Source organism: Streptomyces sp. NBC_00663 (assembly GCF_036226885.1).
Classification (GTDB): Bacteria; Actinomycetota; Actinomycetes; order Streptomycetales; family Streptomycetaceae; genus Streptomyces.
Map to the genome: position 1 here is coordinate 1,728,945 of NZ_CP109027.1, position 15,068 is coordinate 1,744,012.

Below are 15,068 nucleotides of genomic sequence, written 5' to 3' on the forward strand. Positions count from 1 at the left end.
GGTTCCACTCCTCCGTCGCCGCCGCGCACCGGAAGGTTGCCGCTCACACCCCGGCGTACCGCGCCCCCAACTCCCTTACGGTCGCCGCCAGTCGCTCGCGCAGCTCGGGCGGTTCCAGCACCTCGACGCCGGCGCCCATGGACAGAAACTCGCCCAGGGCGCGGTCGACGGACTCGATCGGCACCCGCGCCGAGGTCCAGCCGTCGGGCTGTTCCGGGCCGTACGCACTCGCTCTCGGGTGCGTGACCCCCGGCGCCAGCCGCACCACCGCCTCCTCCCGGTACAGACGTTCATGGAAGTCGCGCTGGTACGCCGCCCAGTACGCGGCCAGGTCGAAGTCGTCCGGGCGGCTGAACTCCTCGTCGGACGTGACGAGTTCGAGGACCTGGTCGACCCGGAAGGTGCGCGGCCCCGGCCCCGCGACCACATACCAGCGGCCCGCCTTCAGCACCAGCCCGTACGGCTCAAGGCGCCGCTCCACATCGGTCGGCCGGGCCCAGCGGCGGTACCGCACATGCAGCACCCGGCCGTTCCAGACCGCGTCCGCGACCGCCGGCAGATACGGGGTGGCGTCGGCCTCCGCGTACCAGCCGGGCGCGTCGAGATGGAAGCGGCCGCTGATCCGGTCGGCGTGGACGCGCAGCTCCGCCGGCAGCGCGGCACGCACCTTCAGCTGGGCGGCCGCCAGCACGGACCCCAGCCCCAGCTCGGCGGCCGGACCGGGGGCGCCCGCGAGGAAGAGGGCCTCCGCCTCGTCGGCGGTCAGGCCGGTCAGCCGGGTGCGGTAGCCGTCCAGCAGACGGTAGCCCCCGGCGTGGCCCGCGTCGCCGTACAGCGGGACACCGGCCGCGCCCAGCGCCTCCACGTCCCGGTACACCGTGCGCACCGAGACCTCCAGCTCCTCGGCGAGCTGGGCGGCGGTCATCCGGCCCCGGGTCTGGAGCAGCAGCAGGATCGAGACGAGTCGGCTGGACTTCACTGACACAGGATCCCAGAGATCCACCGACTTCACTGACAGAAGGTGTCAGTGAAGTCACCCTACCGTCCCGCCATGGGCTTCACCGAGAAACTGCTGACCGTGCCGCCACCGATCGAGATCGCGGGCCGGCACATCAAGCGCTACCACGTCACCACCGACCCGGCCGGCATCGCGCCCGACGTCGAGAAGGCGGCGTACGAGATCCTCCCGGAGCTGCTGCCGGAGCCGGACGGCACTGCGCCCGCGACCTTCGTCGTGCTGCACCGGGGCGGGGACACGGGCGCCTATCTCAACGCCTACAGCTGGGTCTGGGACAACGTGCTCCACTTCCGCGGCGCGGCGGCCGGTCAACCGGCGCTGTCGTGCCCGGACCTCGACCCGACCCACTTCATCAAGCCTGAACTGCCCTGGATCGGCTGCATCTGGGAGCTGCCGCCGATCCTGCACGAGCGGGACGCCTGGGTGCGGCATCTGCTCGCGCCCGAAGTCCCGGACCTCGACGCCTACTTGGCCGACTCCCTGGCCGAGGGAACCACAGGAGACCGCTCATGAGCAGCCCGCACGACTTCGACTTCTTCCACGGCGACTGGCAGGTGCTCAACCGCCGCCGCACCGACTTCCTGGACCCGGACAGCGGCTGGGAGGAGTTCCCCGCCACCAACCGCTGCTGGCCCCTGTTCGACGGCGCCGCGAACATCGACGAGATCGACATGCCGCATCTGGCCGCGAAGGGGGCGACCTTGCGGCTCTTCGACCGGGAGAGCGGGCAGTGGTCGCTCAACTGGGCGTCCAGCCGCACCGGGACCCTCTTCCCGCCCGTGTTCGGTCAATTCACGGACGGGCGAGGCGAGTTCTACGGCGACGACACGCACGACGGTAAGGACGTACGGGTGCGGTTCGTGTGGTCCGACGTGTCGGACACCGGCGCCCGCTGGGAGCAGGCGTTCTCGCTCGACGGCGGGGACACCTGGCTGGCCAACTGGGTCATGGAGTTCACCCGGGCTTCCTGAACGCGCGCAGCGCGAAGACGGGGTCGGCGCGGGGCCGGTCCTGGTCCGGCAGGGCCGCCATCCGCGCGGCGAGCTCCTCGGTGCGCGGGTCACCCGGCGGCAGCATGGTGAACCAGCCGCGCCGCAGGTCGGCGGCGGTGCCCCGGGGGCTGCGGCCCTGGCCGACGCCGGTGAAACGGGCCCGCCCGGCGGCGACCAGGCCCTGCGCAGCGGCGTACGACTCCACCCGGCGGGCGCCGTCCGGGGCGGGCCGGCGCGGGCGCGGGGCGAGGACCGCGTCGACGTCGCTGCCGACGTCGTGAGCGGCGGCCTTGTCGACGGTGGTGACGTACACCCCGCCGGGCCGCAGCACCCGGGCGCACTCGGCGACGATGCTGCGGGTGTCCTCGGGGTCGTGGATGAGGTGCAGCAGCCACACGCTGGTCACCGCGTCGAACACCCCGTCGGGGAAGGGCAGTCGGCGGCTGTCGCCGAGCACGATCGCCCCGGGCAGCCGCGCCGCCGCCACACGGGCCATGCCGTATGTCAGGTCGGCGCCCGTCACCCGCAGCGCGGGCCGGGCCGTCGCGAACCTGCGGGTGACGATGCCGGTGCCGCAGGCCACGTCGAGGAGGCGGCGGGCGTCCGGCGGGACCAGGCCGAGCACCGCGTCCGCGGCCGCGGCGGCCCGGGGTTCGCCGCCGCGGGTGATGTCGTAGGCGTCGGCTTCCTTGTCGTAGTCCAGCACGCGGTCACTGGGCTCCGTGGCCGGGGGCGAGCGCCGCCACCCGCTGGGCGAGCTCGAGGTCCTTCTCGGTCACGGCGCCGCCGACACTGTGGGTGTTCACGCTCAGGGCGACCGTGTTGTAGCCGAGGGTGAGATCGGAGTGGTGGTCGAGCTCCTCCTGGACCTGGGCGATGTGGACGACCATCGCGGTCGCCGCGAAGTGCGAGGACAGCTGGTAGGAGCAGGTGAGGTGGTCACCGTCGAGCGACCAGCCCGGCAGTTCCGCTAGCCGGTCCTCGATCTCCTTCTGCGACAGCGGTTGCACGGCCATGACGCCGCTCCTTCCTGGACTGCGGGTGAGCCGGGGGTACTGGGGGTGTGCTGAGGGTGAGCTGGGAGGGGTTCTGGGGGTGTTCTCTCAGCGTGCCACAGGGAGACCGTGGAAGCCCTGGTCAGCAGGGGCCGACGCGGCCGGCCGGCCCGGATTTCTCTTCGCGGGCGTCCACCGGCTTCGTCTACGGTCGTCGTATGACCACCACCACTGCCACCGACGGGGGCGTCGGCCCGCTGCTGCGGGCCTGGCGGGAGCAGCGCCGGGTCAGCCAGCTGGAGCTGGCGCTGCGGGCCGACTCCTCCGCGCGGCACATCAGCTTCATCGAGACGGGGCGTTCCCGGCCGAGCGAGGAGATGGTGCTGCGGCTGGCCGAGCATCTGGACGTCCCGGTGCGGGAGCGCAACGCGCTGCTGCTGGCGGCCGGTTACGCCCCGCACTACCCGGAGACCCCGCTGGACGCCCCGGCGCTCGACGCGCTGCGGGACGGGATCGAGCGGCTCATCCAGGGCTATGAGCCGTACCCGGCACTGGTGTTGGACGCCATGTACAACGTGGTCGCCGCCAACCACGGCATCCTGACCCTGCTCGACGGCATCCCGGAGACCCTGCTCGAACCCCCGCTCAACGCGATGCGGCTGACCCTGCACCCGGAGGGCATGGCACCCCGTATCCGCAACCTGCGGGCGTGGCGCGGGCATCTCCTGGAGCAGATGGAACGGCAGATCGCCCTGCGCCGTTCGGAGCCGCTGCGGGCGCTGTACGAGGAGGTGGCGGCGTATCCGCTCGCCCACGAGGACGAGGACGGCGGCGAAGAGCTGGAGGCGGCGGCGTACTTCGCGCTCCCGATGCGGATCGAGCACGAGGGCCGGGTGCTGTCGTTCATCTCGTCCATCTCCACCTTCAACACCCCCATGGACGTGACCGTCGCCGAGCTGGCCATCGAGACGTTCCTCCCGGCCGACCCGGCGACGGTCAAGTACCTTCAGGGGCTCATGTCCTGACGTGCCTTCAGGGTGATGTGCTGGAGCGCCGCGAACCCGGCGACGGTGAGGGCCTGGAGGACGGTCCACAGCGCTCCCGCGGTGCTCGGCGACAGCCACAGCGCCAGGGCGGCACAACTCAGCACCGCCCAGGCGAGGTTGGCCTCGACAACGGCTCGGACCGGCAGTGCGGCCGGGCGGGGCCGGGCGGCGAGCCACCCGACACCGGCCGCGTACACCACGAGGAACGCGCCGAGTTCGAGCAGCAGCGCCGAACCGACGCCGAGGAGGCGCCCGAGCGGCCCGGAGGCGGCGAGATAGGCGAGGCCGTTGACGCCGGTCACCACCGCGTCCAGGGCGAGGAAGCGGCGCAGCGCGGTCTGCGGGTCGGTGGTGCGGGCGAGGGCGGACAGCTGGGCTGCGGACATGACGAATCAGCCTCCGTCGAGGTCGAGTTGGAGCACGGAAGAGGGTGGGGCCGGGTTCCGGACCGGAGTGCGCCGCCCCGGAACCCGGTGACTCCACGATCCCGCGCCGCCCCGGTCCGGTCGATTACCCGCGGGGTAAGGGCACAGTCGGCTTCCCCACCGCCCCGCGTGGCGAGCGCCTCACCACCGATCACGTGAGACTGACAGCGGAACATGACACACTGCCCCGGATACTTCGGCGCGTAGGGGAGGCGTGGCGTGAGTGAGCGGCGGCCCGCGCCCACGGTCGGCCAGGTGGTGCTCGGCAAGCGGCTTCAGGAGCTGCGGGAGGCGGCCGGGCTCAAACGCGAGGAGGCCGCGAAGGTCCTGCGCGTGGCTCCGGCGACCGTGCGGCGCATGGAAATGGCCGAGGTCGCGCTGAAGATCCCGTACGTGCAGCTGCTGCTGTCGACGTACGGCGTCTCCGAGGAGGAGGCGGACGCGTTCGTCGCGCTGGCCGAGGAGGCGAACCAGCCGGGCTGGTGGCAGCGGTTCCACGACGTGCTGCCGGACTGGTTCAGCCTGTATGTGAGCCTGGAGGGCGCGGCCCGCATCATCCGCTCCTACGAGCCGCACTTCGTGCCGGGGCTGCTCCAGACCGAGGCGTACGCGCGCGCCGTCATGGAGGCGGGCACGATCGCGCAGGCCGGCCCGGACACCGTCGAGCGCCATGTGTCCCTGCGGATGGCCCGCCAGCAGCTCCTGGAGCGCCCCGACCCGCCCCACCTGTGGGTGATCATGGACGAGACGGTGCTGGCCCGGCCCGTCGGCCAGGGCGGCGCGGTGATGCGGGAGCAGTTGGACAAGCTGCTGGAGTTCGCCGAGCGCGACCGGATCACGTTGCAGATCGCCGAGTTCGCCGCGGGCCCGCACCCGGGGACGTACGCCCCCTTCTCCCTCTTCCGGTTCGCCGAGCCCGAACTGCCGGACATGGCGTTCACCGAGTATCTGACCGGCGCCCTGTATCTGGACTCCCGCAAGGAGGTCTCCCTGCATCTGGAGGTCCTGGACCACATGACGGCGCGCGCCGCGTCGGCCGAACGCACCAAGAAGATCCTGCGGGAGTGCCGCGCGACCTGTTGAACCTACTGAGGACCGAGGAGAAGACACCTCATGACCGGATCCGAAGCCGCGCCCACCATCATGGACACCACCCGGCCGCATCCGGCCCGTGTGTACGACTGGTGGCTGGGCGGCAAGGACAACTACCCGGTGGACGAGGAGCTGGCCCGCAGGATCCTCGCCACGGACGGCGCGGTCGTGCGCGGGGCGCGCGCCAACCGCCGGTTCATGCACCGGGCGGTACGGACGGCGGCCGCGGCGGGCATCCGTCAGTTCCTCGACATCGGCACGGGCATCCCCACCGAGCCCAACCTCCACCAGGTGGCCCAGGAGGTCGCTCCGGACGCGCGGGTCGTGTACGTCGACAACGACCCGATCGTCCTCCGGCACGCCCAGGCCCTGCTGCACAGCACCGCCGAGGGCGCCACGAACTACGTGCACGCCGATGTCCGCGACCCCGACACCATCCTGCGGACGGCCGCCGAGACCCTGGACTTCGCTCGGCCGGCCGCCCTGTCGCTGGTGGCGCTCACCCACTATCTGAGCGAGGAGCCGGACCAGGACGACGTGTACGGCCTGCTGGAACGGTACGTCGCCGAACTCGCCCCCGGCAGCTATGTGATCCTCTCCCAGGTCACCCCCGATCTGAGCCCGGAGGCCATCGGGAGGGCCGCCGAGCACTTCCGGGCGAGCGGTACGCCGTTCTATCCGCGCTCGCTGCCCGAGTTCTCGCGCTTCTTCGCCGGTCTGGAGCTGCTGGGCCCCGGGGTGATCCCGGTGACGGGCTGGCGGCCGGAGCCCGTCGACGTCGAGGCCCAGTCGGAGGGCATCGTGCCGGTGTACGCGGGGGTCGCCCGCAAGCCCTGACCCGTACGGGTGCCGTGAACAGGTGCGTTCCCGCCCTCGCCCCTAGCTTCGAAAGCACGGGCAAGCAAGGGAGCGCATGTGACCGACACCCAGACCCCGCCCACCGAGCCGGGCGCGGCGCTGCTGAAGGCGGGGCGCTTCTTCCGGCCCGGCACTCCCGCACCCGACCTGCACAGCATCGAACTGACCGGCGGTCGCGAGGCGGACGCCTTCTACCGGGACCGGTGGAGCCACGACAAGGTCGTGAACTCCACGCACGGCGTGAACTGCACGGGCTCCTGCCGGTGGAAGGTGTACGTCAAGGACGGCATCATCACCTGGGAGACCCAGCAGACCGACTACCCGAGCGTCGGTCCCGACCGGCCCGAGTACGAGCCGCGCGGCTGTCCCCGGGGCGCCGCGTTCTCCTGGTACACGTACTCCCCCACCCGGGTGCGCTACCCGTACGTCCGCGGTGTGCTGCTCGACCTCTACCGTGAGGCACTCGCGAGAACCGGCGACCCCGTTGTCGCCTGGGCGGACATCCAGAACGACCCCGAGCGCCGCCGCCGCTACCAGCAGGCCCGCGGCAAGGGCGGACTGGTCCGGGCGACCTGGGACGAGGCGGTGGAGATCGTCGCCGCCGCGCACGTCCACACGATCAAGACGTACGGTCCCGACCGCGTCGCCGGCTTCTCCCCGATCCCGGCGATGTCGATGGTGTCGCACGCGGCGGGCGCCCGTTTCCATTCGCTGATCGGCGCCCCGATGCTGTCGTTCTACGACTGGTACGCCGACCTGCCCGTGGCCTCCCCGCAGGTCTTCGGCGACCAGACGGACGTCCCCGAGTCCGGCGACTGGTGGGACGCCGCGTATCTGATGATGTGGGGCTCGAACGTCCCGGTGACCCGGACCCCGGACGCGCACTGGATGGCGGAGGCCCGCTACCGGGGCCAGAAGGTGGTCGTGGTCGCGCCCGACTACGCCGACAACGCCAAGTTCGCCGACGAATGGCTGCACCCGCACCCCGGCACGGACGGCGCGCTGGCCCTCGCCATGGGGCACGTGATCCTCAAGGAGTTCTTCGTCGACCGTGAGACACCGTTCTTCACGGACTACGTCAGGCAGTTCACCGACCTGCCGTTCCTGGTCACGCTCACCGAGAAGGACGGCGCCCACGTCCCCTCCAAGTTCCTGCGCGCCGCCGACCTCGGTCAGTCGGGCGAGGGCGCGGAGTGGAAGACGGTCGTGCTGGACGCGGCGAGCGGCCGGGCGGTCGTCCCCAACGGCTCCCTGGGCTTCCGCTGGACCGAGTCCGGCAAGGGCCGCTGGAACCTCGAACTGGGCGCGGTCGAGCCGACGTTGACCCTGCACGGACAGAACATCGCGAGCGGCGTCGAGGTCCTGCTCCCCCGCTTCGACACCGAGGGCGGCGAGCACGGCCAGGGCCGCGGCGACGTCGTACGCCGTGGCGTGCCGGCGACGCGCCTCGGCGGTCCGGACGGGCCGCTGGTGACGACGGTGTACGACCTGCTGCTCGCCCAGTACGGCATCCGACGCCCCGGCCTGCCGGGCAGCTGGCCCGCCTCCTACGAGGACGCCGAGGCGCCCGGCACACCGGCCTGGCAGGAGGTGCACACCTCCGTCCCGGCCGCCAAGTGCGTCAAGATCGCCCGGGAGTTCGCGCGGAGCGCCGAGCGTTCCAAGGGCCGCTGCATGATCCTGATGGGCGCCGGCACCAACCACTGGTTCCACTCCGAGACCATCTACCGCGCCTTCCTGGCCCTGCTCCAGCTCACCGGCTGCCAGGGCCGCAACGGCGGCGGCTGGGCGCATTACGTCGGCCAGGAGAAGTGCCGCCCCGCCACCGGCTGGGCGACGCTGGCCGCCGCCTCCGACTGGTCGCGGCCACCGCGGCAGATGATCGGTACCGCGTACTGGTTCCTCAACACCGACCAGTGGCGCTACGACCACTTCACCGCGGACGTGCTGGCGTCACCGCTCGGCGAGGGCCGCTTCAAGGGCATGACGGGCGCCGACTGCCTCGCCCTGTCGGCGCGTTCGGGCTGGATGCCGTCGTACCCGACCTTCGACCGCAATCCCCTGGAGCTGGGCGAGACCTTCGGCGACCCGGTGGCCAAGGCGGTGGCCGAACTCCGGGCGGGCACCCTGAACTTCGCCTGCGAGGACCCGGACGCCCCGGAGAACTGGCCGCGCGTGCTGACGCTGTGGCGGGCCAACCTGCTCGGCTCGTCGGCGAAGGGCGCCGAGTACTTCACCCGGCATCTGCTGGGCACGCACTCGTCGTTGAGCGCGAAGGAGGCCGAGTCGCACGAGCGGCCCCGGGACGTGACATGGCGGGAGGAGGCCCCCGAGGGCAAGCTCGACCTGCTGCTGTCCCTGGACTTCCGGCAGACCTCGTCGACACTGCTGTCGGACGTCGTCCTGCCCGCGGCGACCTGGTACGAGAAGCACGACCTGTCGTCCACCGACATGCACCCCTACGTGCACTCCTTCACCCCGGCCGTGGACCCGCCCTGGCAGGCCCGCACCGACTTCGACACCTTCAAGGCGCTGGCCGACCGGCTCAGCGAGATGGCGGTCCTGCATCTGGGCACCCGCAAGGACCTGGTGGCGACGCCGTTGCAGCACGACACCCCCGGCGAGACCGCCCAGCCCGGCGGGGTGGTCCTGGACTGGAAGCGCGGCGAGTGCGAGCCGGTCCCCGGAAGGACGATGCCGAACCTCACGGTCGTCGAACGCGACTACACCGCGATCGGCGCCAAGTTCCGGGCCCTCGGCCCCCTGGTCGAGAAGCTGGGCCTGCCCTGCAAGGGAATCGCCCTCAAGCCGGACGAAGAAGTGCGGCACCTGGCCGAGTTGAACGGCACCGGCTACCAGGGCCGCCCCTCGATCGACACCGCCGTGAAGGCCGCCAACACCATCCTCGCCCTGTCCGGCACCACCAACGGCCGCCTCGCCACCCAGGGCTTCCACACCCTGGAGGAGCGCACCGGGCAGGAGATGGCCCACCTCGCCGCCGAGCACGAGGGCAAGCGGATCACCTACGCCGACACCCAGGCGGCACCCGTCCCGGTCATCACCTCGCCGGAGTGGTCGGGCAGCGAGGCCGGTGGCCGCAGATACACGGCGTTCACACTCAACACCGAACACCTCAAGCCCTGGCACACCCTCACCGGCCGCCAGCACTTCTTCCTGGACCACGACTGGATCCACGAGCTCGGTGAGGCGCTCCCGGTCTACCGGCCGCCCCTCGACATGAACAAACTGTTCGGCGAACCACAGCTCGGCCCGGACGGACAACGGGAGGTGACGGTCCGATACCTCACCCCGCACAACAAGTGGTCCATCCACTCCGAGTACCAGGACAACCTGTTCATGCTCGCCCTCTCCCGCGGCGGCCAGTCCATCTGGATGTCCCCGCAGGACGCCGACGCGATCGGTGTGAAGGACGACGACTGGATCGAGGCGGTCAACCGCAACGGCGTGGTCGTGGCCCGCGCGGTCGTCTCGCACCGGATGCCGGCCGGCACGGTCTATATGCACCACGCGCAGGAACGCACGGTCAACGTGCCGAAGACCGAGGCCACCGGCAAACGCGGCGGCATCCACAACTCGCTCACCCGGCTGATCCTCAAGCCGTCCCATCTCATCGGCGGCTACGCCCAGTTGAGCTGGGCGTTCAACTACCTGGGCCCGACGGGCAACCAGCGCGACGAGGTGACGGTCATCCGCCGCCGCAGCCAGGAGGTGCAGTACTGATGCGAGTGATGGCTCAGATCGCGATGGTCATGAACCTCGACAAGTGCATCGGCTGCCACACCTGCTCGGTCACCTGCAAGCAGGCATGGACCAACCGGCAGGGCATGGAGTACGTCTGGTTCAACAACGTGGAGACCCGCCCCGGGCAGGGCTATCCGCGCCGCTACGAGGACCAGGAGAAGTGGCACGGCGGCTGGGAGCTGAACAAACGGGGCGCGCTGAAGCTCAAGGCGGGCGGCCGGTTCCAGAAGCTCCTCGGCATCTTCTCCAACCCCAAGCTCCCGGAGATCAAGGACTACTACGAGCCCTGGACCTACGACTACAAGAACCTCACCGACGCGCCGCTCGGCGACGACTTCCCGGTGGCCCGGCCGGTGTCGCAGATCGACGGCAAGCCGATGAAGATCGAGTGGTCGTCGAACTGGGACGACAACCTCGCCGGCGCCCCCGCCTACGGGGACCTCGACCCGATGGTCGAGCGCACCCGCCAACAGGCGGCGGACAAGGTGAAGTTCGAGTTCGAGCAGACCTTCATGTTCTATCTGCCGCGCATCTGCGAGCACTGCCTCAACCCGTCCTGCGTCGCCTCGTGTCCGTCGGGCGCGATGTACAAGCGGGCGGAGGACGGCATCGTCCTGGTCGACCAGGACCACTGCCGGGGCTGGCGGATGTGCGTGACCGGATGCCCGTACAAGAAGGTCTACTTCAACCACCGCACCGGCAAGGCCGAGAAGTGCACCATGTGCTACCCGCGCGTCGAGGTGGGCCTGCCGACGGTCTGCTCGGAGACCTGCGTGGGCCGCCTCCGCTATCTCGGCGTGATCCTCTACGACGCCGACAAGGTGACGGAAGCGGCCTCCACTCCCGACGAAACGGGCCTGTACGAGGCCCAGTTGGGCGTCTTTCTCGACCCGGACGATCCGGCCGTGCAGCGGGCCGCCGAGGAGGCGGGAATCTCGTACGACTGGATGGAGGCGGCCCGCCGCTCCCCCGTGCGCGCGCTGATCAGCACGTACAAGGTGGCGCTCCCGCTGCATCCCGAGTACCGCACCATGCCGATGGTCTGGTACATCCCGCCGCTCTCCCCGGTCGTGGACGCGCTCACCGAGACCGGGCACGACGGTGAGGACGCCCAGAACCTCTTCGGCGCGATCGACACGCTCCGCATCCCGCTGGAGTACCTCGCGGAGATCTTCACCGCGGGCGACACCGCGCCCGTGCGGGCGTGTCTGGAGAAGCTCGCCGCGATGCGCGCCCACATGCGGGCGATCAACCTCGGCGAGGACCCGGACCCGGCCGTCACCGAGGCGGTCGGTATGAAGCCCGAGGAGATCCAGGAGATGTACCGGCTGCTGGCCATCGCCAAGTACGACGACCGGTACGTGATCCCGACCGCCGCCGTCGGTGACGCCCGGCGCCTTGAGGAGTCGGCGCTCCCGGAGGGGTGCAGTCTCGAGTACGAGGGCGGTCCGGGCATGGGCGGCGACGGGCCGTTCGGCCAGGACTCCGGGCAGCGCAAGCTGCTGCCGGTGGTGTCCGTGGAGAACTTCCACGGCCTGCGCAAACGCCAGACGTCCGACGACCCCGCCGACGTCGAGGAGGTCTGATGCCGTCGTACGCCGTGCTGTACCAGGCAGCAGCGCTCTGTCTGACCTACCCCGACGACGACTTCCGGGCCCGGCTGCCGCTGCTGCGTGAAGCGGCGCCGCAGTTGCGGGAGTTCACGGACCACGCGGCGCTGACCGCGCCGCAGGAGCTGGCCGCGCACTACGTCCAGGTCTTCGACTTCAAGAACCGGCACAGTCTGTATCTGAGCTGGTGGCAGGACGGGGACACGCGGCGGCGTGGGATGTCGCTGGTCCGCTTCAAGGACGTCTACCGGGCCGCCGGCCTGGAGTTCACCGGTGAGGAGCTGCCCGACTTCCTGCCCGCGGTGCTTGAGTTCGCGGCGCGCACCGGGAACACCGACCTGCTCACCGAACACCGGGACGGCCTGGAGCAGTTGCGCTCCCGGCTCACCGCGTTCGGGACCCCGTACGCGTCCGTCCTGGACGCCGTATGCGCCACACTGCCCAACTGCACCGGGGTGCGCTGATGACCACACTCCTCTGGGGCGTGCTGCCGTACGTCGCCGTCGCCCTGCTCGTCGCCGGACTCGTCTGGCGCTACCGCTACGACAAGTTCGGCTGGACGACCCGCAGTTCGCAGGTCTACGAGTCGAAGCTGCTGAACATCGCCTCCCCGGCGTTCCACTACGGCATCCTCTTCGTGCTGGCCGGGCACATCGTCGGGCTGTTCATCCCGATGTCGTGGACGGACAAACTGGGGATCAGCGAGCACACGTACCACCTGTTCTCGCTCTACGGCGGCACCGCGGCCGGCGTCCTCACGGTCGCCGGGGTCGTGCTGCTGGTCTACCGGCGCCGGACGCGGGCGCCCGTCTTCCGTGCGACCACCGCCAACGACAAGCTCATGTACCTGGTGCTGCTCGGCGCGATCGCGATGGGCATGATCGCCAAGCTGACCCACGCCTCCGGCGACGGCTACAACTACCGTGAGTCCATCGCCCCTTGGGCGCGCAGCCTGTTCACCCTCCAGCCGGACCTCGACCGGATGCACGGGGTGCCGCTGCTGTACCGGATCCACGCGGTGATCGGGATGGCGCTGATCGCGTTCGTGCCGTACAGCAGGCTGGTCCATATGTTCAGCGCGCCGGTGCAGTATCTGTTCCGGCCCTACGTCGTCTACCGGGCACGCGACCCCAGGAGGCTGGGGCCGCGTCCGGAGCGGCGGGGCTGGGAGCGCGCGAAGTCCTAAGCCGCCCCGCCCTTCTGTTCCCGGTCCTCGTCGACGATCTCCGCGTCCACCACGCCCTCCTCCTCGGGGGGCGTGGTGGTCTGCTGTTCGGTGGGCTCCGACTGCTGCGCCTGCGCGTACATCGCCTGCCCCACCCGCTGGCTCACGGTGGCGAGGTTCTCGACGCCGTTGCGCAGGGCGTTCGTGTCGGCGTTCTGTTCCAGGAGCGTCTTGAGTTCCGTGATGGCCGACTCCACGTCCGCCTTGGTCTCGGCGGGGACACGTTCGTCGTTCTCCCGGAGGAACTTCTCGGTCTGGTAGACGAGTTGCTCGGCCTGGTTGCGGGTCTCGGCGGCCTCCCGGCGCCCCCGGTCCTCCTCCGCGTACTGTTCGGCGTCCCGCATCATGCGGTCGATGTCGTCCTTGGGCAGCGCCGAGCCGCCGGTGACGGTCATCTTCTGCTCGCGGCCGGTCGCGAGGTCCTTCGCGGAGACGTGCATGATCCCGTTGGCGTCGATGTCGAAGGCGACCTCGATCTGCGGGACGCCACGGGGCGCCGGCGGCAGGCCGGTGAGGTCGAAGACACCGAGCTTCTTGTTGTAGGCCGCGATCTCGCGTTCGCCCTGGTAGACCTGGATGCCGACCGAGGGCTGGTTGTCGGTGGCGGTGGTGAAGATCTCCGAACGCCGGGTCGGGATCGTGGTGTTGCGCTCGATGAGCTTGGTCATGATGCCGCCCTTGGTCTCGATGCCCAGGGACAGCGGGGTGACGTCGAGGAGGAGGACGTCCTTGACGTCGCCGCGGACGACACCCGCCTGAAGAGCGGCGCCGAGGGCGACGACCTCGTCCGGGTTGACGCCCTTGTGCGGGTCCTTGCCGGTGAGTTCCTTGACGAGGTCGGTGACGGCGGGCATCCGGGTCGAGCCCCCGACGAGGATGACGTGGTCGACCGCGGCGAGCTTGATGCCGGCGTCCTTGACGGCCTGGTGGAAGGGGGTCTTGCAGCGGTCGAGCAAGTCGGCGGTGAGCTCCTGGAACTGAGCGCGCGTCAGCTTCTCGTCGAGGTGCAGCGGACCTTCGGCGGAGGCGGTGATGTACGGGAGGTTGATCGTGGTCTCCGACGAGCTGGACAGCTCGATCTTGGCCTTCTCGGCGCCCTCGCGCAGCCGTTGCAGGGCCATCTTGTCCTTGCCGAGGTCGATGCCGTACTGCCCCTGGAACGTCTTCACCAGGTGCTCGACGACCCGCTGGTCCCAGTCGTCGCCGCCGAGATGCGTGTCGCCGTTGGTCGCCTTGACCTCGATGACACCGTCGCCGATCTCCAGCAGCGACACGTCGAAGGTGCCGCCGCCGAGGTCGAAGACGAGGACCGTCTGCTCCTCGCCCCGGTCCAGGCCGTAGGCGAGGGCGGCGGCGGTCGGCTCGTTGATGATCCGCAGCACCTTCAGGCCCGCGATCTCGCCGGCCTCCTTGGTGGCCTGCCGCTGGGCGTCATCGAAGTACGCCGGGACCGTGATCACCGCGTCGGTGACGTCCTCGCCGAGATAGGACTCGGCGTCCCGCTTCAGCTTCTGGAGCACCCGCGCCGACAGCTCCTGCGCCCGGTAGCGGGTGCCGTCGACCGAACCCTGCTCCGGGAACCGCCAGCCGCCGTCGCCCATGTACCGCTTCACGGACCGGGCCGTCCGCTCCACGTTCGTCACGGCCTGCCGCTTGGCGACCTCCCCGACGAGCACTTCCCCGTTCTTCGCGAAGGCCACGACCGACGGTGTGGTCCTGGCCCCCTCCGCATTGGCGACGACCGTGGGGTCGCCGCCCTCCAGGACGGCCACCACGGAGTTCGTGGTCCCCAGATCGATCCCGACCGCGCGTCCCATCACTGTCCCCTTCCGCCAGGGCACTTCCCGGACTCCAGCACAAAACTTGAGTGGGCTGTTGTCAATGCCGCGTCCCCCGGGTACCCCGAAATCAGCGGCGCCGCGCGTACGCCCGCTACGGAGACGGCCCGATGTGACCCTCCGCAGCCAGGTGAAGTTGTGCGGTACTGCCCGTATCCGCCTTGTTCCCTCCCCACGGCAGCCCTGAGCATGACGGGCACAGTCCTC

General features: G+C 70.4%; 14 protein-coding genes. 9 read left to right on the forward strand and 5 right to left on the reverse strand.

Annotated features, from left to right (window positions below; genetic code table 11):
* Positions 1-43: 43 nt before the first annotated feature.
* Complete coding sequence (locus OG866_RS07865) at positions 44-979, reverse strand: helix-turn-helix transcriptional regulator (protein ID WP_329332766.1); 936 nt, start codon at positions 977-979, stop codon at positions 44-46.
* Between the two features lie 72 nt (positions 980-1,051).
* On the opposite strand from OG866_RS07865, the gene OG866_RS07870 reads away from it, so the two are divergent.
* Positions 1,052-1,531 carry a hypothetical protein gene (locus OG866_RS07870; RefSeq protein WP_329332768.1) on the forward strand — a complete coding sequence of 160 codons (480 nt, stop codon included), beginning with the start codon at positions 1,052-1,054 and terminating at the stop codon, positions 1,529-1,531.
* Positions 1,528-1,989 carry a hypothetical protein gene (locus OG866_RS07875; protein WP_329332769.1) on the forward strand — a complete coding sequence of 154 codons (462 nt, stop codon included), beginning with the start codon at positions 1,528-1,530 and terminating at the stop codon, positions 1,987-1,989. The genes OG866_RS07870 and OG866_RS07875 overlap by 4 nt, the downstream gene beginning before the upstream one ends.
* On the opposite strand, the gene OG866_RS07880 is transcribed toward OG866_RS07875, so the two are convergent.
* Together OG866_RS07880 and OG866_RS07885 are read right to left on the reverse strand one after the other, a co-directional pair.
* The gene (locus OG866_RS07880; protein WP_329332770.1) at positions 1,973-2,716 is read right to left on the reverse strand and encodes a class I SAM-dependent methyltransferase; all 744 of its coding nucleotides are present in this window, start codon (positions 2,714-2,716) and stop codon (positions 1,973-1,975) included. The genes OG866_RS07875 and OG866_RS07880 overlap by 17 nt on opposite strands.
* 4 nt (positions 2,717-2,720) lie before the next feature.
* Entirely contained in the window at positions 2,721-3,026 is a 306-nt protein-coding gene (locus OG866_RS07885) for a 4a-hydroxytetrahydrobiopterin dehydratase (RefSeq protein ID WP_329332771.1), read from the reverse strand.
* A 197-nt stretch (positions 3,027-3,223) separates the two neighbouring features.
* On the opposite strand from OG866_RS07885, the gene OG866_RS07890 reads away from it, so the two are divergent.
* Complete coding sequence (locus OG866_RS07890; protein WP_329332773.1) at positions 3,224-4,030, forward strand: helix-turn-helix domain-containing protein; 807 nt, start codon at positions 3,224-3,226, stop codon at positions 4,028-4,030.
* On the opposite strand, the gene OG866_RS07895 is transcribed toward OG866_RS07890, so the two are convergent.
* Entirely contained in the window at positions 4,012-4,437 is a 426-nt protein-coding gene (locus OG866_RS07895; RefSeq protein WP_329332775.1) for a hypothetical protein, read from the reverse strand. The genes OG866_RS07890 and OG866_RS07895 overlap by 19 nt on opposite strands.
* Before the next feature lie 258 nt (positions 4,438-4,695).
* Between OG866_RS07895 and OG866_RS07900 the strand changes: the two genes are divergently transcribed.
* The 6 genes from OG866_RS07900 to narI all read left to right on the forward strand — a co-directional run bounded on the left by OG866_RS07900 (position 4,696) and on the right by narI (position 12,984).
* Entirely contained in the window at positions 4,696-5,559 is an 864-nt protein-coding gene (locus tag OG866_RS07900; protein ID WP_329332777.1) for a helix-turn-helix domain-containing protein, read from the forward strand.
* Between the two features lie 30 nt (positions 5,560-5,589).
* On the forward strand, positions 5,590-6,405 hold the full coding sequence (locus OG866_RS07905) for an SAM-dependent methyltransferase (RefSeq protein WP_329332779.1): 816 nt from the start codon (positions 5,590-5,592) through the stop codon (positions 6,403-6,405).
* Positions 6,406-6,483: 78 nt separating this feature from the next.
* Positions 6,484-10,167, forward strand: coding sequence for a nitrate reductase subunit alpha (locus OG866_RS07910; RefSeq protein ID WP_329332781.1), 3,684 nt, complete (start codon positions 6,484-6,486; stop codon positions 10,165-10,167).
* Positions 10,167-11,774 carry a nitrate reductase subunit beta gene (gene narH / locus OG866_RS07915; RefSeq protein ID WP_329332782.1) on the forward strand — a complete coding sequence of 536 codons (1,608 nt, stop codon included), beginning with the start codon at positions 10,167-10,169 and terminating at the stop codon, positions 11,772-11,774. The genes OG866_RS07910 and narH overlap by 1 nt, the downstream gene beginning before the upstream one ends.
* Entirely contained in the window at positions 11,774-12,262 is a 489-nt protein-coding gene (narJ, locus tag OG866_RS07920) for a nitrate reductase molybdenum cofactor assembly chaperone (RefSeq protein WP_329332784.1), read from the forward strand. Before narH ends, narJ begins: the two co-directional genes overlap by 1 nt.
* Positions 12,262-12,984 (forward strand): respiratory nitrate reductase subunit gamma, encoded by a 723-nt coding sequence (narI, locus tag OG866_RS07925; RefSeq protein WP_329332786.1) that lies wholly within the window; start codon positions 12,262-12,264, stop codon positions 12,982-12,984. The genes narJ and narI overlap by 1 nt, the downstream gene beginning before the upstream one ends.
* On the opposite strand, the gene dnaK is transcribed toward narI, so the two are convergent.
* Entirely contained in the window at positions 12,981-14,840 is a 1,860-nt protein-coding gene (gene dnaK / locus OG866_RS07930; RefSeq protein ID WP_329332788.1) for a molecular chaperone DnaK, read from the reverse strand. The two genes, narI and dnaK, sit on opposite strands and share 4 nt — an antisense overlap.
* Positions 14,841-15,068 lie beyond the last annotated feature (228 nt).

Excerpts from the sequence above, each read along its gene's own strand:
- OG866_RS07890 (WP_329332773.1), top strand. The coding sequence starts at position 3,224 with ATGACCACCACCACTGCCACCGACGGGGGCGTCGGCCCGCTGCTGCGG.
- narJ (WP_329332784.1), top strand. The coding sequence starts at position 11,774 with ATGCCGTCGTACGCCGTGCTGTACCAGGCAGCAGCGCTCTGTCTGACC.
- OG866_RS07875 (WP_329332769.1), top strand. The coding sequence starts at position 1,528 with ATGAGCAGCCCGCACGACTTCGACTTCTTCCACGGCGACTGGCAGGTG.
- dnaK (WP_329332788.1), bottom strand. The coding sequence starts at position 14,840 with ATGGGACGCGCGGTCGGGATCGATCTGGGGACCACGAACTCCGTGGTG.
- OG866_RS07905 (WP_329332779.1), top strand. The coding sequence starts at position 5,590 with ATGACCGGATCCGAAGCCGCGCCCACCATCATGGACACCACCCGGCCG.
- narI (WP_329332786.1), top strand. The coding sequence starts at position 12,262 with ATGACCACACTCCTCTGGGGCGTGCTGCCGTACGTCGCCGTCGCCCTG.
- narH (WP_329332782.1), top strand. The coding sequence starts at position 10,167 with ATGCGAGTGATGGCTCAGATCGCGATGGTCATGAACCTCGACAAGTGC.
- OG866_RS07870 (WP_329332768.1), top strand. The coding sequence starts at position 1,052 with ATGGGCTTCACCGAGAAACTGCTGACCGTGCCGCCACCGATCGAGATC.
- OG866_RS07885 (WP_329332771.1), bottom strand. The coding sequence starts at position 3,026 with ATGGCCGTGCAACCGCTGTCGCAGAAGGAGATCGAGGACCGGCTAGCG.
- OG866_RS07895 (WP_329332775.1), bottom strand. The coding sequence starts at position 4,437 with ATGTCCGCAGCCCAGCTGTCCGCCCTCGCCCGCACCACCGACCCGCAG.